This window comes from Cyclobacterium amurskyense (assembly GCF_001050135.1).
GTDB classification, from domain to species: domain Bacteria; phylum Bacteroidota; class Bacteroidia; order Cytophagales; family Cyclobacteriaceae; genus Cyclobacterium; species Cyclobacterium amurskyense.
The window spans coordinates 516,425-535,850 of sequence record NZ_CP012040.1; the positions used below are offsets into that span (position 1 = coordinate 516,425).

General features: G+C 39.7%; 13 protein-coding genes. 3 read left to right on the top strand and 10 right to left on the bottom strand.

Annotated features, from left to right (window positions below):
• Positions 1 to 5 precede the first annotated feature (5 nt).
• The 9 genes from CA2015_RS01995 to CA2015_RS02040 form a co-directional block, all read right to left on the bottom strand.
• A complete protein-coding gene (locus CA2015_RS01995; RefSeq protein ID WP_048640369.1) occupies positions 6 to 1,361 on the bottom strand; it encodes a neutral/alkaline non-lysosomal ceramidase N-terminal domain-containing protein in 1,356 nt (451 codons plus the stop codon).
• The gene (locus tag CA2015_RS02000; protein ID WP_084011600.1) at positions 1,361 to 2,740 is read right to left on the bottom strand and encodes a neutral/alkaline non-lysosomal ceramidase N-terminal domain-containing protein; all 1,380 of its coding nucleotides are present in this window, start codon (positions 2,738 to 2,740) and stop codon (positions 1,361 to 1,363) included. Before CA2015_RS02000 ends, CA2015_RS01995 begins: the two co-directional genes overlap by 1 nt.
• A gap of 47 nt (positions 2,741 to 2,787) precedes the next feature.
• The gene (locus CA2015_RS02005) at positions 2,788 to 5,841 is read right to left on the bottom strand and encodes a PVC-type heme-binding CxxCH protein (protein WP_240477912.1); all 3,054 of its coding nucleotides are present in this window, start codon (positions 5,839 to 5,841) and stop codon (positions 2,788 to 2,790) included.
• A 646-nt stretch (positions 5,842 to 6,487) separates the two neighbouring features.
• The gene (locus CA2015_RS02010; RefSeq protein WP_048640371.1) at positions 6,488 to 8,062 is read right to left on the bottom strand and encodes an SLC5 family protein; all 1,575 of its coding nucleotides are present in this window, start codon (positions 8,060 to 8,062) and stop codon (positions 6,488 to 6,490) included.
• Positions 8,063 to 8,078: 16 nt separating this feature from the next.
• Complete coding sequence (locus CA2015_RS02015; RefSeq protein WP_048640372.1) at positions 8,079 to 9,461, bottom strand: hypothetical protein; 1,383 nt, start codon at positions 9,459 to 9,461, stop codon at positions 8,079 to 8,081.
• 12 nt (positions 9,462 to 9,473) lie between these two features.
• On the bottom strand, positions 9,474 to 10,247 hold the full coding sequence (locus tag CA2015_RS02020; protein ID WP_048640373.1) for an SDR family NAD(P)-dependent oxidoreductase: 774 nt from the start codon (positions 10,245 to 10,247) through the stop codon (positions 9,474 to 9,476).
• A 66-nt stretch (positions 10,248 to 10,313) separates the two neighbouring features.
• Positions 10,314 to 11,645 (bottom strand): aspartate aminotransferase family protein, encoded by a 1,332-nt coding sequence (locus tag CA2015_RS02025; RefSeq protein ID WP_048640374.1) that lies wholly within the window; start codon positions 11,643 to 11,645, stop codon positions 10,314 to 10,316.
• A 45-nt stretch (positions 11,646 to 11,690) separates the two neighbouring features.
• On the bottom strand, positions 11,691 to 12,917 hold the full coding sequence (locus CA2015_RS02030) for a Gfo/Idh/MocA family protein (protein ID WP_048640375.1): 1,227 nt from the start codon (positions 12,915 to 12,917) through the stop codon (positions 11,691 to 11,693).
• A gap of 554 nt (positions 12,918 to 13,471) precedes the next feature.
• Positions 13,472 to 14,107, bottom strand: a complete 636-nt coding sequence (locus CA2015_RS02040) for a GntR family transcriptional regulator (RefSeq protein WP_048640377.1) — start codon at positions 14,105 to 14,107, stop codon at positions 13,472 to 13,474.
• Positions 14,108 to 14,512: 405 nt separating this feature from the next.
• Between CA2015_RS02040 and CA2015_RS02045 the strand changes: the two genes are divergently transcribed.
• The 3 genes from CA2015_RS02045 (at position 14,513) to CA2015_RS02050 (ending at position 18,464) form a co-directional block, all read left to right on the top strand.
• Positions 14,513 to 16,993 carry a DUF5686 and carboxypeptidase-like regulatory domain-containing protein gene (locus CA2015_RS02045; protein ID WP_048640378.1) on the top strand — a complete coding sequence of 827 codons (2,481 nt, stop codon included), beginning with the start codon at positions 14,513 to 14,515 and terminating at the stop codon, positions 16,991 to 16,993.
• Positions 16,994 to 17,096: 103 nt separating this feature from the next.
• The gene (locus CA2015_RS25030; RefSeq protein ID WP_205749794.1) at positions 17,097 to 17,282 is read left to right on the top strand and encodes a hypothetical protein; all 186 of its coding nucleotides are present in this window, start codon (positions 17,097 to 17,099) and stop codon (positions 17,280 to 17,282) included.
• Complete coding sequence (locus CA2015_RS02050) at positions 17,283 to 18,464, top strand: aldehyde dehydrogenase family protein (RefSeq protein WP_205749795.1); 1,182 nt, start codon at positions 17,283 to 17,285, stop codon at positions 18,462 to 18,464.
• 76 nt (positions 18,465 to 18,540) lie between these two features.
• On the opposite strand, the gene CA2015_RS02055 is transcribed toward CA2015_RS02050, so the two are convergent.
• Entirely contained in the window at positions 18,541 to 19,419 is an 879-nt protein-coding gene (locus CA2015_RS02055; protein WP_048640379.1) for a YicC/YloC family endoribonuclease, read from the bottom strand.
• Positions 19,420 to 19,426: the final 7 nt, after the last annotated feature.

Below are 19,426 nucleotides of genomic sequence, written 5' to 3' on the forward strand. Positions count from 1 at the left end.
GTTTATTATTTACTTTTCAATTCACTTTCCAAATAAGACAATACTGTCTCACCGAATCTAGTACCTGCATTGGGAACAAAAGGAGAAACAGTAGGCTCATAGCCTTTGTATTCCCACTCTTCTTCGGTCAGCATGTATCCCAACCAACCATTGGTATAACCATAATAGAAGGTATAAGGAAATGGAGATCGCTCTCTTACTTCATTTGAGATTTCACAAAACAGTTCTAAAGGACTGGCCCAAATACCAATTTTATCATTGATATTAAGAAATCGAACGGGTACTTTGATGGTTTTGGCTGTTCCTTTTTCATCTACAATATACTCATTTAAAGCTTCAGGCCATTTTAACCCCTCCTTCATAGGTGTCAAAAAATCCATCTCTGAAGCAGAAAAGGAAATCTGATCTTCATAGTTAAGGATTTCCTTACTTGCCATAAGGATCTTATCTCCAAGTAACCTCCTCAGCATATTCATCCTACCAGACCTTGCATCAGGGTAAACACTGTAGATAGGTGCGAGATTACCGGCAGCCCCGTTGATAAACAACATCGGAGCACCGGATTTTTCTTCCACATATTTCGCAACTACACCTGGACCATCTCCACTGATGAGTAAATTTTGTCCTCCCAAGACTGTCCCATGTATCGCATAATTGGCCACTGTAGCCATTAAACGATGGTCTTCCTTGTGGACTATTTTTAGAATGCCAATTCTTCGGTCTACAGCCCCATCAGGATTCATCCCCAAAAAGGCAACATCATCTATGTCTCTGGCCCTTCTGTTGATATTGGCAGATGAATGCCCCCAGCCAACTCCAAGACTTGCCGGAGCAAGTTGCTGAATCCCTTTTTCAATGCCATCCAGTAATTTACTGGTCACCAAGTCAGTATAATTGGTATCTATAGGATGTTTATATCGCTCTCCCATAAACGCTTCTGGGAGCCCTGGAGCTCCTACTTCAGGTGCTGAATGGGTATGGGTAACTGACCACCAAAAATTACTGCGTACTATACCAAACTTCTTCTCAACCAATTTTGCCACCTTATCATAGGTTGCAGGTGAGAGTACACAAATATCTGTGGAGACAAGTGCAAATTTGGAATTACCATCATCTAATATTAAAATTTGATGATAAATACTATCCAGAATCCCTTCTGAAAGCCTGGCCCCATAGCCCAATAATTGTTTGGGAACTTTCGGTGTAATATTTTCTTTGACTACAACGGCTTTAAAATCTCCGGCAAAGGTTGTTTGTACAGAAAGCAGCAGAACACAAAGGATTACCATTAAGAAAGTTGAGATCCTAACCTTATGGTACTTCTTAAATATCTTTGATGTTATCAGTTTGGTTAAACACATTATTTAATTGATTTAGGTAAAATGGAATAAATGCCATTCATTATTATATCTTCTACATCCTCGGTAAATCTGGAAGGCTTCTCATAACCAATCATGGCCGTTTCTGCTTCATACCCTCCCTCCTTCAGTATTCTGAGTGAAGGAATATAACAGGGCATGTCATTGGAATAAGAATTAACCCAAACCCGATCTTCACCCAACTCTTTCTTTAGGCGAATGGCATAATCTACAACCACTTCTCCAGCCAAAAACACCATGACCAAGTTTTTACCAAAATCCCAAACTTGAATTGGGTAATCTATTTTCTCAGGAATATCTCCACTCCTTGCCATCCGTCCAAGCAAAAGGAGAGAGTAATTACTTGTCCTACCGGCTCCCTTGGCATCTTGCGCCAATTTTCTAGGGTCAGGCATTTCTGCAAAGGTAAGTTCAACATATTTCATTTTACCTTCAGGTAGTTGACGGATACTTTTCCAGTTGTCTTCTCCTAGCAAACGATTAACCTCATCAGCAATTTGTTTTCCCTGATCTTTGGCATACACCAAATCCATTTCTGGTTTTTTGTTGTTCATACGTGGGGAAGAATTCTGATCTGCTCCACATCCAATAACTACCATGGCCATGGCACCTTCAGGTAAATTCTCCTCCACCTGAATCTGGGCTTCACCTACCCAATCTCCATGTGCCACATTATTTTTAGGACCTAAAGTAACAGCATGGCAAGCATAATTGAGCATTATTGCTTTTGTCTTCCCTTCAAGATCCGTAATACGCATTACAGGCAAGGAATGGTCTGAAACCCCATTGGGGTTTATGGAAGTCCTTCTATTTACAGCAAATTTCACTTCTCCTTTACTATGAGAAACCAAGGAAGGTGTAGCATTAGCGATGGCATTCATTGCCAAGCCCTTTAGTTTTGGTACAAGCCCCATGGCATAAAGCGCAACTTCAGCCAATTCATCTGGCCCCAAGGGTTTATTGAAATGAGAGATAATATTCCCTATTTGCGGGCCACTATGGGTATGTGAAGCACAGATAGAGAGGTTGGCCGGTAATATCCCTATTTCTTTCGCTAGGGCATCCCGCACCTGCTCTGTGACCTTATGGGGTATACCCAATAAATCTACGGTTATAATAATACGGTATCCTTTTTTCGCATCTCCAAATGCCATTGCTTTGGCCCATAATTCATGCTGAACTCCCTCAAAAGGGAAATCCCTACTGGAATAGCCCGTAAGTCGAACGGGGATTTCAGGAGTAATTACCACCTTCGCCAACCCTACATTCAATGGTTTTGGAGCAGCCCCAAAACCATTGAGCTGAAAGCCTGCAATAGCCAACATAAACAGCATTAATGGTTTAACTATTAATCGTTTCATTTTCTTGGGTTAATTGATATATTTTAAAGAAGTTTTCTTGTATTTTTTTATTCTGACTTTCGGATATAGGCCAATAAATCAGCCATCTCCTGAAGGGAAATACTCTGTTCAAGACCAGTCGGCATGGCAGACATCTCGACTAATTTCAATGTTTTAATATTGGCTCTGGAAATGCTCTTGTCAATTCCACCTGCATTGCGAAGGTTAATAGCAGTAGGTGTTTCGGAGGAAATAAGCCCTTGGTGAAGTTCCCCATTTTGCAACTCCACCTCCCAAAGATCATAGCCATCTGCTATGGACAAATTAGGGTTCAAGATATCACTCATGATACTGGCTGCACGTCTGTTTTTCAAAGAAGACAAGTCAGGACCAAAAGCAATTCCCTGATCCTCTCCCATTTGATGGCAGATGGCACAGTTTTTCTGAAAAACTGTAGCTCCAGCTTGAATTGTACCACTTAGCTCCAAAGCAGGTTGATAGGTGGCAATGATTTTTTCACTTTCGCCTTCAGGCCGGGTCAAAATGGCCCTAGCTCTTAATCGAAGCTTTTCATCTTTGTTCGCCATTAAACCTACACTTCTTCTCCAGCCAATGGTTGCTTTTTGTATAACTCCATCTTCAAGTGCTCCCAACAAAACTGCAATCCTTTCCCCATTCATCATCATCGCACTAATGGCTGCATCTCTTAATTCAGGCGTAAAACTATCCCAACGATCAAGTACCAATTGAGAAAATGAATTGCCTTGCGACTTGCTTAATGTTCTAAAAGCTGCCAATTGTACAGGTAAAGGCTCAACAACATCCACCAAGTCTACAAGCATGTCTTCGTACTCCGCATTATTGCCCAAAGCCAAAAATCGAATCCCCATGCTTCTTTCTTCTCCAGTCAATGTTTTGTTCAATGCTATTTCTTTCGCTTTTGATAGGGCCAGGCCTTTACCCTTTACATTGTCCAAACCTATCCCCTCTAAAACCTGAATTGCAGCTCCTTTTACTTCTATTGAGGAATGTTCAAAAACTGTTGTTGCCAATAAACCAGCGCTTGCCCCATGTGAACCAGCTCGTTTTTTACTTTTGATTCCCTGTGCCAAGCCACGCAAAAGAGCTGGCTGCCAGTCGTATTTATTTTGGGTATTTTTTCTCGTGGCTCTTTGTACCATGGTATAAATGGCTTGCTCATCCATGCTGGCACCAACCATTGAAGCCATGCTTTGTACCAGACCATTGTAGGCTGGTGTAGCGGTGTACTGGTCCAATACTGGATTGATAAGTTTCCTACTCTCTGAAAAAGGTGCTGAAAGTGCTGCCAATTGCACCCATTTGTCCTCGATATCTTTGAACAAAAGTGCTTTTCGCACCTGAAAAGCACTTTCACTTTCAATGTACCCTAGGGTTTGCATCAACTGAAACCGAACTTTTGGATCAGGATCATTTTCTAAGGCCAGCAAATTTTCAGCAAACTCAGGGGATTGAGCCAAGAAAAGCTCAGCCAATTTCACAGCATTTTCCCGAATACCTGCCACTGGGTCTTTTAAAGAACTTACTACAGTTTCTTGATCCAATGCTCCGATCCCCTGCAAAGTCCATAAAGCATGAAGTCGCCCCATTGGGCTTTCTCCAGAAATCGCCAAATCCTTTAATTGAGGAATCAGGCTCTCAGGACGCTGATCCACGATTAGCCTTTGGGCATTCATCCTCCACCAAGCATTTTTATGAGACAACTTACTAAGTAATTCTTCAGGTGAAGCTTTATCCATAGTCAATTTATTTGACCAATCTATTGGGGAAGTACCCTTAGGCGTAATGCGGTAAATCCTCCCTTGGTCTGTTCCATTGTACAAAGCACCAGACTGAACCACCTCTTCAGCCATCCATTCAGGATGTTCTATGATCTGACGGTAATAATCCAGGATATACAAAGCTCCATCAGGGCCAACATAAGCATTAACAGGTCGAAACCAAGCATCTGTAGAAGCTAAAAATTCTTTGTCAGGATGCTCTCGAGAGGCAATAAAACCTGTCCCATCCTCCTTGACGAAATCCACATGTACCAAATTGCTTACCGGCTCTGACACAAAGGTTGACTGATTGTACCGCTCAGGAAAAGCTCCTCCCAAGTAGGCCGTCAATCCGCAAGCAGAAGTCATTACACCTAGGTCAGTCAATAACTGATGTTGGGGATTGATGGTAATCGGGAAAACTTCAGCACCACTGCCATGATCTGAGGATGACTGAGTGACTCCCGTAATCACCACATGTGGATTCCTATCCAGGTATTCAGCAGAAAGCACTTCCTGAATAATATGATTGCTATTGTTCAATAAAAACCTGTGCCCATATGCATCGGCAGTGTGCCCAAATTGGGTCCTACTACTTAGCAACTCTAAGTCATAGGTGTCAGGTTTGAATCGGATACTTCTGCCTCCGGCATTTTGCGGCAATCTGTTGAGTTCTGGTTTTTCTGGATAATATACATCGGTACCTTTATCCCCAAGTAAGCCTTCATAAATGGTCGTAGTAACCGCAGGCTCATGCCCCAAATAGATCCAGTTATCCAATGCCAATTTGGGACTGTTAACATTGTGCTGAGGATTAGAAAGCGCAAACCCTGTTAAAAGGGTTTGCTTGATATCTGCTTTACCATCTCCATTGCTGTCTTCTAGGTAATAAACGTTGGGTGGATCTGTTACGATAATGCCTTGTTTCCAGCCCATGATCCCAGTAGGCACCACCAGGTTATCTGCAAAAATGACACTTTCATCCATTATCCCGTCACCATCAGTATCTGACAAGCGTTTCACTTTCCCAGACCCACTGAGGTCCAATGGATAACCATGCATTTCAACCACGAACATTCTACCCTGCTCATCTATTACCATGTCTACTGGGTCAGCTACTAAAGGCTCCCCTGCAATAAGCTCTATCTGAAAATCATCTTCTAGGACAAAAGTAGACAAAGCATTTTCCAGAGATCTATCCTCATTGGTGGACTTTGGCTGGCAAGCGTAAAGCAATAGGGCAAAGCCTAATACAAATACGATGATACGTTGATAGTAATAAAAGCCTTTAATCACCGGAAAACTCAAATTCTTTGTTCGCATGTTAAATTTTAATTTATTCAATCTATTTCCTTTAAAGGAAAGCAGTAATCAACCCTAGTAAAAAACCATATTTTACACCCCTGAAAATTCATTTTTCACTTTTTATCTATTTATTGCTGACGTGATTATCAACACCAAATCAAGGGCGAAAAATGAGGGATTAATAAAATTTGTAAAATGTGGGTTTTGATAAATTTATCAAAGAATTTATTATTTCCAAAATAGATTTATATCAATAGAAATTTTAAAAAAACGTTGGCTTACAAAATCTACAGCTGCAATATCACAAGCAATCAACAATTAGCTACGGTTTATATACTCCCTCTCTCTTGCTTTCGAATCAATATACTGGATATGCACCTTAAATGATTAAAGTAAAGTAATCTTTTCATAATAATTCCTTTTACCAGCTACCAGAAATACTGTCAAGTGTTGGAACTGACTACCAACAGTTCTATTCAATCATTATTTCCTAATCTCCATATTAATGTTTGATAAGTGGCGAACAATTATTCCCCCATTACGAATTAATCTTCCTGAGTTACTTACCAAAGATTTACAGCAGTGGTTATTCTTATTTGAAAGCTCCAGTTGCAAGCATTTTTGGTAGCAGCAGAGGTATTCTAAGCCCAAACCTATTACAGCACTAAGCATATTTGATGTAGAAATACAAAACCATAGCCATTACAATGGCCCACCAGATAAATGGGTTTCTCCAGCCTTTCTGCTGCTCTCCTTCACTTTTCGGTAGAGAAAGGCTTTCTTTGGTCCAGATCAAACCTTCCAATTCTGCTTCACTTTTTCTTTGGGTGACCAAACTGACGAGGACGCACAGTAGCATACAGGTCCAGAAAACAATTCCTGTTCTATTAAAAAATGGCATCTCCGGAAAGAAAAACTCTACCAATAATGACAAAGGAATGGTAAGAAGGCCTGCCGTTAATGCCCCTGCATGGGTAGTTCCTTTCCAGAATATCCCCATCAAGAACATGGTCGCGATCCCAGGGGTAAACAGGCCGTAGGCATTTAAAAGGTAAATAAATATGGGTTTTTCGGAATAATACACAAGAATACCGGTACATAATATTCCAATTAGAATTACCAAAACCCCTGTAATTCTTCCAAATCGTACAGAAGATGCCTCAGAAGCATTTGGTCGAAAATAAGGCAGATAAACATCAATTGTCAAGATGGTTGTACAAGAGTTAATGGCTCCTGATAAGTGCGACATGATCGCCGCTATTAGTCCTGCCATCACCAGCCCTACCAAACCTGTAGGAAGCAAGTGCTCAACCAACATGGAAAAGAGCAAGTCTGGCTTTTCAAGGTCAGGGAATATTTTTGGCGCCACGATGGCAGGTATAATGATCAATAGGGGAATTAAAAACTTAAGATAATCGGCGAAAATCACCCCCATGCGTGCATGCCATTCATTTTTTGCCGCAAGGGTTCTTTGAACAATAAACTGATTGGTTGCATTGTAAAAGATACTAATACAAAGTAGTCCTCCCAGATACATGGTCCAAGGAAAATCTGGGTCGTTGGCTGGCAACATCAGTTCCCAATCCTTTGAGGATTCTACAATGGCCTCAAATCCACCAGATGCATCTATGGTATAGTAGGACAAAGCAACCATACCGAGCACCAATACAGCAAGTTGTAGCATTTCGGTCCAAACAACCGCTCTTAAGCCTCCTAATACAGTATAGACCCCTGTAAATACTGCCAAAAACAGAATACTCGCCAACATTGGTATTCCCAACAAGGATTGCAGGGAAATGGCTCCTAGATACAGAACGGCACTTATTTCTACAAAAATATAAGTCAAAAGCACCAAAATCGAATAGGTTGTCCTGGCTCCTCCACCAAACCTCTTTTGTAAAAATTCCGGCATGGTATAAAAACCATTCCTTATGTAAAAAGGTAAAAACACCCATAACAAGACATTAAAACCTACCAATATTGCCCCCCACTCAATTACAATGGCCACAAATCCTCTTTCGTAGGCCACTCCCATTACTCCTACCAGGTGATGACTACTGATATTGGCAGCAATAATACTTCCTCCTATCATCCACCATGGAAGTTTGTCACCAGCTAGAAAATAATCACGTTTACTTTCACCGGTACTTTTCCTGGAGGCATATAGCCCTAGACCTATTATTCCTACAATGTAGATGATAAATATCCCTAAGTCTAAATTAGTAAAATTGGATTCCATATTGTTTTAAAGCTAATCAGGGTTTACTGTTCATTTTATTTAACACCTCTTGAACCAAAACTTCATATGCTCCGGCGTCAAACGGCGTTTGCCACACGGTATACATGTCTTTGTCATAAAGTTCCTTTGGCGGTAGGTACCCTATATGCCCATTCACAATATTTCCCACCACCACAGGTGTAGAAGAGAATTTCTCCCGAAGGGTTTGTTGAAAAACAGTATAGGCTTCATTGGGCTGCACTACGATCTGACAATCTCCCAATTGCCAATACCATACCTTTACAGTGACTTTAATCCCATCCCCAATGGAACTCCTCACTCCCAGTTTGCGGATAAGTCTTTCTTTTAGTACCGGATCCTCACATTCATTGATGGACTGCTTAAGCTCCTTGATGGATGGCCAAGGTTTCAATGGCAATTCAATAGTGATAATTTCAGCCGACACATTACTATTAGCAGCTACAGACTCCTGCTCCCAGATGGCCAGCGGGGCCCCAGAGGCAACTGTTTCCTTGAAAAAAAGTGCTTTACCTGCAGGCGACATACTTTCGAGCACAGCCATGGCAGAAAATGCCAATTGCCTACCGTGCTTTTCTGCAAGCGCGACATTGCCTGAATATTGCTCTGCTGGAGCAAGGTCTCCGGAAGCTCCTTGAATGAACAAACTTGGAGCTCCGGTATTTTCATTCATTACCTTTTTGAAAGTACCCGGGAAGTCTGGAGAAATTTTAAGGTTGTCCCAAGCTAAGGTGGTCGGGTGGCAAGCATAATTCACAATTGTACCCATTATCCCTCCAGAAGTATCCGTAATTCTCCCTACAAGTAAAGTATCATCGGCAGATTTGCTGGAATTGTAACCAACAAAATACTGATTCCTTTCTGGCTCATAATAATCTCGGTTTTTAGCCAGATTACAGGTGCCATATTCCCAAGTCAGTATTCCCGAAACTTTATTCCGTAGGCATTCCTTGATTAACTCTGTACATATTTCCCTCAAGGTATCCAAGTAAGGAGCTATCAGTTCTCCTCCGGGCTTGTCTTTATCGGCTCTATTTAGGTTGGGTCCAGCGTGGGTATGGGAAAAACAAAACAAAAGTGAGGCCTCCTCCAGTCCTGTTTTTTCAAGGATAAAATTCCTAACATAGGCTTCATCCTCCATGTTTTTCCACCAGCCAAGATCTGCTGACAAAAAGACCATGGGTAAAGAATTACTTTTAGTCTCAATACTGATACAGGTAACCAATAATGGCTGATGAATACCTGTGGCCGTTGCCTGGGAAGAAGCTCCCCAGTTTTTATTATTGATCCCAATAGGGGGAGTAATATCCCTTTGTCCTATTCCAAATTCTCCTTCAAAAGGTCTAATAAATTGCTTTTTCTTAGTATTAGCAGAACTCATATTGGAAATAGTTTAGGACAATAAGGACAATCCACCATCCATAAGCAGGGTACTTCCAGTCATGTGTTTATTGTCAAAATCACATAACCAGAGTACACTACTGGCAACTTCATCTGGGTGCATAATTCTTTTGACAGGTACTTTTTCTATCGCTTTTAGCTTTGCTGATTCATTGCCGTCTAATACCTGTTTACTCAAACCTGCATCCACATAGCCGGGAGCAATTTCATTTACCAGAATATCGTTAGGAGCAAGTTCTAGTGCCAGGGATTTGGACAACATCCTTAATGCTGCTTTTGACACACTGTAAGTGGGAAGGTTTTGGTGTACAGTTTCTGCAGCCCAACTTCCCACGAAAACCAACCTTCCTGACACTTTGCCTTGGAGCAACTTTTCACTGGCAAATCTTGAAAGGTAAAATGCCCCATCAAGATTTACTTTCAATTCATTAGACCACTCCGTGGGACTAATATTCATGATTCCTTTTATGGTTACTGTGGCAGCATTAGGGATAATTATATCCAGAGTCCCCAGCTCTTCTGTTGCCCGTTCAACCCACTGCTTCACTAGGGCAGGGTCTCTTACATCTACACGGTCATACAAAACCTTCACTTCAGGATTTAAAAGATTTATGCTAGCCAAAAACGCTTGTGCTTCATCGTTTTCTTTCACATCTCCCAAAGCCACATTCGCTCCCCTCAGAACAAAAGCTTTTACTATGGACCTACCAATATCCCCAAGGGCGCCGCTAATGATCACACAATGGTTTTTAAATGAACCAGGCATATTATTTTATATTTTATTGAAAAACCATTCCTCAGTACACATGAATAAATAAGTCTGAATTCAAACCTATTTAGTCATAAGTTTTTTCACTACTTTCTCAGTTTTATCCAGCGTTTCATTGATGTCTTTTTCGGTGTGAGCAAAGGAAATGCTACCTTGTTTGATAGGCAAAGGGAAATTATAAACACCTTCATGAATGAGTTCATTTCTATAAGCTTTATCCCACTCAAAATCATGATTCAACACAATGTCATGGAAATCTACTGGAGCATGGTCCATAAAGTAAACACAATAAGCCGATTTTATGCGTGCCACTTTAAAAGGCTTGTCATAACGATTAAATATATCAATCAAGCCTTTTTCCAATAACCCACCCATGTTTTCCAGATGGTCATAAACCGCAAATTCCGGTGAAGACAATTTTTTCAAAGTAGCAATAGCAGCAGCATCTGTAAATGGATGGGCATTAAAAGTCCCAGCGATCAATACTCTCTTTCCTTTCTCAGGGTGGTTAAAGTAATCCATGTACTTCTTCTTTCCTCCAATCACACCTATTGGGTAACCATTGGCCACGGCCTTACCAAAGGAACTTAAATCTGGGGTTATCCCACAAATGCTTTGATAACCACCTAAGGCATGGCGAAAACCTGTTTTCACTTCATCAAAAATCAAAAGAAAACCTTTCTCATCTGCCAATTCACGAAGCCCCTTGAGGTAATTCTCATTTGGTTTTACAATTCCAATGTTTTGTAAAATCGGCTCGAGAATTATACAGGCTACCGGATATTTTTCAACCACATAAGCTATTGATTCCAGATCATTGAAATTGACTACGTGAATCAGGTCTTTATGGCCTTGTGGAACCCCTGCTGACAATGAATCATAAGGATACTCTCCCGGTGAAACCCTAGGTCCTATATCTTCCAGACTACTCATTACATTTGCCGAGACATCGTTGTGCCAGCCATTGTAACCTCCCTGAATGATAATAACGTGGTCTTTTTCGGTAACTGCTCTTGAAATTCGAATGGCATGATAAGTAGCTTCTGAACCGGTACAGGTCACTTGAATGCTCTCAACAGTAGGCACACATGCGCAAAACAAGGCTGCCAACTCCCCTTCGTGGGTAGTAGGCCCAGCCCCCATCAACACCTCATGGTTATCCATGGATTTTTTTACTGCTCCATTGATATCCGGATCATTGTGGCCCAAAAAAGCCGAAGCGAAGCCTGCTTGATAATCGATGTATTCATTCCCATCAATATCCCAAATTCTACTCCCCTTGCCTTTGGTAAAAGCAATATTTGGATCTGATTTACGATTTAAAGAAACAACACCACCAGGGATCCATTTCTCGTTTTTATTAAGTAATGCTTTTGATTTTGGCCAATTATTCATAATACTAAATTGAATTATATTAAGTATACCCCCCAAGGATGTCAATTATATGTCAAATGTTGGGATCTTCATGTTCTCCCCTCCCCTTAATGCCGACTGATGGGCAACTATCCCAGGGGCAGTATAAGCCAATGCTTCATGAATGTTTACCAATGGCTGTCTCTCGTTAATCACTGAGTCCACAAATTCGTGGGTAATAAAGGTATGTGAACCATCATGTCCACTATTGTGCCTCATTAACTTAGGCAAAGCATCCGAATCCCACCAATCTTGCTGTTGATAATCCTCTTTCTCTGCTCTCTTAAACAAAAATCCTGCATCATCTCTTCCCAATTCTTCAGAAGCATTGATCTTCACTTCATCTAATCCATGTGGATCTCTTGCATACAAACTCATCCTATCCCCATGCCATTCACCTCTTTCAGTCCCCATCAAAGCTCCTCTCCAACATACAGACATCCTGCTCGCATTGCCTTTATTGGTTTTGAAGAGCGCAGTTTCATTCCAGAATGGATTGTTATAAGGGTTACCTTTCAAAGCTTCACTATCATCTCCCCAACCAAGACAACTTACGTCCGTAAATCGCTCTCCTGTAACAGAAATATGGTAAGCCGTACAGTGGGTAGGGTACATCATTGGGGCCATACCATGTCTCCAGGTAGGCTTTCCTTCCTCATAAAAAAGCACCTCAAGACCTGGGTGATGATAATCGGCTTCTACCCTGAATATATTTCCAAATTTCCCTTCATTATAATATTTCCTTGCTGAAATGACCACTTGATGGTAAGCACTTGTTTCAGCCATCATATAGGTCAGACCTGTTTTATTCACAGCATTCCTAAGTCTTTCACAATCTTCTAGACTCATCGCAGCCGGCACTGCACATAGCACATGCTTGCCCGCATTCAAACAAGCAAGTACATGCTCAGCATGATCAGGTACTGGAGTAGCCACGAATACTGCTTCTACTTTTGGGTCTTTAATTAATTGCTCCAGAGATTCATAACTTTTGGTACAGTTATACACTTCCATCAATTTTTCTCTCCGGTCTTTTCGTAAATCACTAACCGCCTCTACCACGCAATTGGGATGCTCATGAAAGAAAAAGCTAGCGCCAAATCTACCTCCCACAACGGCCATTCTTAATTTTCTATCACTTTTGGGTGGGCCTGCAAAGGCAAACCTAGGACTCACTACCATTGAGGCACCGAGCATTCCAGCTGTTTTCAGAAAATTTCTTCTTTGTTTTCCTGATAATGAATTTGATTTCATAGCTATATTAAATTTTTAATGATAATTCTGTACGATTATTATTTCCCAATCAGGCAACTGAATTCATTCAATGGTCACCAAACCAGGAGTAATACTTTGGATTTTGAATTAAGACAAGCACCTATGCTGTTGTATACAACTTATTTTTACAACAACTTTTTTCACATTTCAAAACTTCTTAGCTTAATAAACAAGTTTAAAATATTATTCGATGCCAATTTAGACAGACACAGTAAAGGCTTGCTATAATCACGTGGTGATCAATAATAATTTTGTTTACCAAAAATATACTTTTTTGTTTACATAAAAAATATAACCAAGTAAATATGAGGACAAAACAAAGCGGAAATAAAATATCCACTCAATTTCAATCGAAACACATACTATTTAATTTCAGATAGTTAGACCAGTAACTTCAATTCACTTAATAAAAATCGCTTGGGTAAAATAACATCCCGTAAGATTCTATTAAAAAAAATACTTTTTTCTCCTAACCACTAAGTTGCTACCCCCCCATAGATCCTGCGAGTTCTTCTTGCTCTCAACACCAAAAATCACAAGTCTAAAGAAGCCATTTCACCCCTTAAGAGATGTTTTTTAAGCATTTCTTCAGCTTTAGCCAAGTCTTTATTTTTAAGGGCAGCCACGATCTCTCTGTGCTCTTCATCAGTATGCTCATAATCACTCATATGAACCTGAGTTTGCCCCAATTTCTGGTGAAAAAGTGGGATGTTGCTCATTTGGTAAATTTGCTTTAGTCTCGCATTACCAGACAGTTCAATCATTTTCTCATGAAACCTCACATCTGCTTCACAGGCCCCTTCAAAATACTCACGCTTAAACATTGTCGTAAAATCATCGCATATTTCCTCAAGGATGGCAATATCTTTCTGATCCTGTTTTTGAAAAATCAATCGCAATGCGCCCAACTCGATAATTTCTCTTACCTCACGGATCTCCTTGACATCTTCAGGGCTTAGGCTTTTCACAAAATAACCACCCTTCTTACCAAATACCACCAAGTTCTCCCCCAACAAACGATTCAATGCCTCTCTCACCGCCATTCTATTTACATTAAGATGAGTCGCCCAATAATCTTCTTTTAAGCGAACACCGGATACCAGGTGATTGGACAATATCTTCCTTCTTAGTTCTGAATAAACCTTAACGGAAAGGGATTCATTTTTCATTATTGGGGTGTTAAGTTCACAATACGACCTCAAAATAACACAAAAATTGCGATAATTGCAGTTTTTCACTTTACAACTTATTCTTGTTTACATAAAATTGAGATTCTAGTAAAGAATTAAAGAAATTTTAGGGTTTAGAAATCTTATTATACTTTAAGAAAAACCCATTATCAAAATTTTCTTTGCCCTTAGCACTACCTCCCTGAAACCAATATCTATTTCCTCCAGTCCATCCTCTCATTATATAATGTAATGGTTCGAAACCGTATGACCGTTTAATTTTTGCAAAAAAATCATCATTGTTTAGGAATTAAATTCTTTCAAATAGAACTTTTGCCAACTAATTTCGATTAACAACCTATGGCAAATCATTTTTAGCCAAAGAATATAATTAACAACTGAAAATTGAAAACAAAACTTATATTTTTACTTCTTTTAACCCTATTGTCATTATCTACCTATGGACAGGTGGTTATAAAAGGAAAAGTTACTGATGCTGAAACAGGTGATCCTATCCCTTTCGCCTCAGTATTGCTACAGGGTACCAGTGTAGGGAACTCTACAGATTTTGAAGGGAATTTCCTTATCACAAGTAGCAGTAGGGCAGACAGCCTCTTGGTGACCTATATAGGATATCTACCACAGGCAAAAGCCTTAGAAAGCGGAAATGAGCACACAATTAATTTCCAACTTAGGCCCTCTGATATCCAATTGGATGCATTTGTATTTGTAGCAGGAGAGAATCCTGCCTATGATATTATCCGGAAGGCTGTGGACAAGAAAAAACAGTTTGACAAGCGGAATCTAAATGCATACGAAACAAAAAACTATACAAAAATTGAAATTGATATAGACCATGTTTCAGAAGCTTTTACAAAAAGAAAAGCAGTTCAGAAAGTAACGGCCGTTTTAGACTCCATCAAACAACTGACCAACGATGAGGGAGAAAAGATTTTGCCTGTCTTCTTCTCGGAAACACTTTCTTCCTTTTATTTCAGGAATAACCCTGAACTTAAAAAAGAAGTAGTGGAAAAATCCAAGGTTACGGGTGTAGGGATTACAGATGGTTCAACGGCCTCCCAGATCACCGGTTCAGCATTTCAAGAATACAACTTCTATAAAAACTGGCTAAATATCCTCGAAAAAGAATTTGTTTCCCCAATTGCAGATGGTTGGCGGGGCTTTTATGATTACGACTTGCTGGATTCTATCAAAATTGGAGAAGACTCCGTTTATGCTTTGCAAGTTTATCCCTTGAGGGAACAGGACCTGGCATTTACAGGAACCATTTGGATAAATAAAGAAACCTACGCCCTCAAACAAGTAGATCTTACCATACCAAGAGAAGCCAACCTGAACTTTATCGAAAGAATAAAAATCCAACAGGAATTAACCGCCACAGAGCAAGGGGCACTAATCCCCTCAAAAACACGAGTACAGGTGAAAATCGGGCAGATTACCCCAAAAACAGCCGGTTTACTGGCCAAGTTTTACACCTCTGTTGACAGTATTAGCATAGGAAACCCTAAACCTACCTCCTTTTTTAATCAGGCCGTCGTTCTCCAACCTGATTTTGATTCTGAAGGAGCGGAATTTTGGAATCAAAATAGAAAAGATCCACTTAGTACAGAAGAACTCGCTGTTCTTCAAATGGTAGACACCCTTAATAAAATCCCTGTTATTCGATTTTATTCAGAAGGTTTAAAATTTCTTGCTACCAGCTATTTGCCCATAGGTAAATTTGACCTTGGCCCATGGCCAGGCTTTTTCAATTATAACAATGTAGAAGGAGTAAGACTAGGCGCAGGATTTCGGACAAATATGAAGTTCAGTAATAAGTGGGCTCTTGAAGGCTATGCAGCCTATGGCTTTTTAGACCAAAGGTTAAAATACCATGGAGGGGTGACGCGAATTTTAGACAGAAACAGATGGACCACCGTTAAAATTTCCACGCAGAAAGAGATCGATCAGGTTGGACTGGAAATGGAAAACCTAGCCGGAAACAGTGTATTCCTTGCCGCGAGTAGATTTGGGACACTCCGAAAACCTTTTATATCCACCAACCATAAATTGGAGCTTAGAAGGGAATTATTCAAAGGGTTTATTTTATCAGGTGGCCTTAAACTGAATCACTTTGACCCTTTGTACAATTTTTATCATAGAGACGAAGTGGGTTCGGAGTTGAAATCAGAATTCAATACAACAGAAGCCAAAATAGGTGTTCGGTATGGTAGAGATGAAACCTTTATTATTAATGACAATGAGCGAATTTCCTTAGGACCATCCCGATGGCCAATTTTCGCGGTGAATTATTCTCAGGGTTTTAAATGGCTTAAAGGTGAATACAATTACTCAAAAATGAACCTAGTTATTTCCCAAAAACTAAATATGGGCATGTTAGGCATTTCCAAATACGAGGCAGAAGCCGGTAAAGTTTTCGGAGAAGTACCCTACCCTGTTTTGGAAAACCACCTGGGAAATGAAACCTTGTTTTATACTACAGCGGCATTTAACACCATGAATTTTAACGAATTTGCCTCTGACCAATATTTCAGTATTCGCTACAGACACTTTTTTGAAGGTTTCTTATTGAATAAAATCCCTTTAATTAAAAAATTAAAATGGAGGGCTGTAGCAAATGCCAATGTGCTATTTGGTTCGGTCAGCGAGGCCAACAAGTCTCATGCTCCTGTGATGGATCCTGAAGGTTTTCCTTTACAACCATTCCAAGGCTTAGACTCAAACATGCCCTATCTGGAGCTAGGTTATGGGGTGGAGAATATTTTTAAGTTTTTTAGGGTAGATTTCTTTCACCGAATGACTTACCTTGATGATCCGGACACCAAACCCTTCGCTGTTAAAGTCAGCGCACAAATAATCTTCTAAAAATAAGTAAAGACGCTATGGTGGGTCCAATACTTATTTGGCAAGAATTCAAGGACATGAAAGCTGCTAAGGTGAATTTCTATTACAAATAAATCATACAAAAATGGAAATAGGAGACCTTTTCGCTCAACAAAAAGACTTTTTCAATTCAAACAAAACCAAAAGTGTAAGTTTTAGAATAGAACAATTAAAAACTTTTAAAAACCTTCTAAAAGAAAATGAAGGTTTACTTTATGATGCCATCTATGAAGATTTTGGAAAGTCTGAATTTGAAACTTACGTGTCTTAATTGGCTTTGCTATACCACGAGATCAATGGTTTAATAAAAAACGTAAAAAAGTGGAGTAAACGAAAAAAGGTAGCCACTGGAGTGGCCAATTTTCCGGCAAAGAGTTACATCATCCCAGAACCTATGGGTGTTACCTTGGTGATAGGCACCTGGAATTACCCCTATCAGCTCTCTCTAGTGCCCGCCATTACATCACTAGCAGCAGGAAACACCGTTATCCTAAAACCTAGTGAACTACCTGCCAAAACCTCTCAAGTAATGGCGCAAATTATCAATGACAATTTTCCAAGCAACTATTTCCATGTAGTAGAAGGGGGTGTAAAAGAAACCACAGAGCTATTAGAACATCCCTTTAACAAAATATTTTTCACTGGTAGCATTCCAGTTGGCAAAATCATTTATCAAGCCGCAGCAAAACATCTAACACCTGTCACACTAGAACTTGGGGGCAAGAGTCCAACATTCGTCCTTTCTGATACGGATATTAAGATGACTGCAAAGCGAATTGTTTGGGCAAAGTTCCTAAATGCAGGCCAGACTTGTATTGCTCCTGACTATATTTTAGTAGATCAATCCATTGAGGCACCATTTCTAGAAGCCTTAAAAAATGAAATTGGATGCAACTATAAAAACAAGGCTGACATTGAGGAAAACTATTTAAGAATAATTTACAACAAAAATTTTGACCGACTTAGTAATTTGATCCGGACAGGTCAGGTTTATTTTGGAGGTAATTTAAATAGAGACAATAGGTTTATAGAACCAACAATTCTTCAAAATGTAACTTTTGAGTACGAAGTTATGAAAGAGGAAATTTTCGGCCCAATTCTCCCTATTTTATCTTTTACCAACCTTGAAGAGGCAATACAGACAGTAAAGGAAAGACCAAAACCGCTTTCTTGTTATATCTACTCGAAAAACAGAAAAACAATTAATAAACTATTGAATGAGCTTTCATTCGGAGGAGGAGCTGTAAATGACAGTGTAATGCACCTGTCTAACACCAACCTTCCATTTGGAGGCGTAGGTTTAAGTGGAATGGGGAGTTATCATGGGAAAGCAGGATTTGACACCTTCACCCATTACAAAAGCATATTAGATAAACCCTTTTGGTTTGAAGGGAATATCAAATATGCTCCATACACAAAGCTAAAAAAAGCAATCATTAAGTGGGCTTATTAATAGCACAACAATGCTTTTAATTAACTCATGAAATTACTTCCTAAGGAAGGCTAATAAATCTATTGAATTATCTGATTTAGATAATATTCAGCGCCTGCTCTTTAATCTTTTCCAATTCATCTTTCATATTGATGACATGGTGCTGAATAGAAGAATCATTTGCTTTAGATCCAATAGTATTGATCTCTCTGCCCATTTCCTGACTTACAAAACCCATCTTCTTACCTTCAGACTTATTTGATTGCAAGACCTCTGCAAACAGGTTCAGGTGGGCTTCTAGCCTGACAACTTCTTCGGTAATGTCTAACTTCTCAAAATAATAAATGAGCTCTTGCTCAAATCTGTTTTTATCAAAATCCTGGTCTTTTACCCATTCGGAAAAGTTATCTCTTATTTTTTCAATAAGTCTGTTTTTACGAACCGGAACCAAGGCCTTAATGCTATTCAGGTTTTCAGTAATAATAGACAAGCTTTCCTGAAATTTCTCCATCAACACAGCCCCTTCATTGATTCTAAATGAATCGCAATCATTCAAGGCTTCACTTATAATTGGTAAAATAATCTTCCAGGCTTCATTATAATCAGACTTCTCTACATTAACCGTAGTAACGCCAGGAGACTGAAGTGCCAATTTAAAAATATCTGTAGTCGAACCTTTAACCATTCCGGCCATGTCCGCATATTTTTCATAATACCTTTGGAACAGCTCTTCTTGAATCACTATTGGAAGGTCATCTTCTTTTTTAGAGCTGAAATCAATAGAAACGTTGACCTTCCCTCTTTCAAGAATGCCTGAAACTATATTTTTAACCTCTGTTTCCTTTTCAGAAAATTGTTTTGGAGCCCTAAAATTAAGGTCTAAAAACTTAGAATTAAGGGTTTTAACTTCTATTTGAACGGTATAATTATCGTCCTCATATACTGCCAGGCCAAAGCCTGTCATGGATTTTATCATTTCAAAA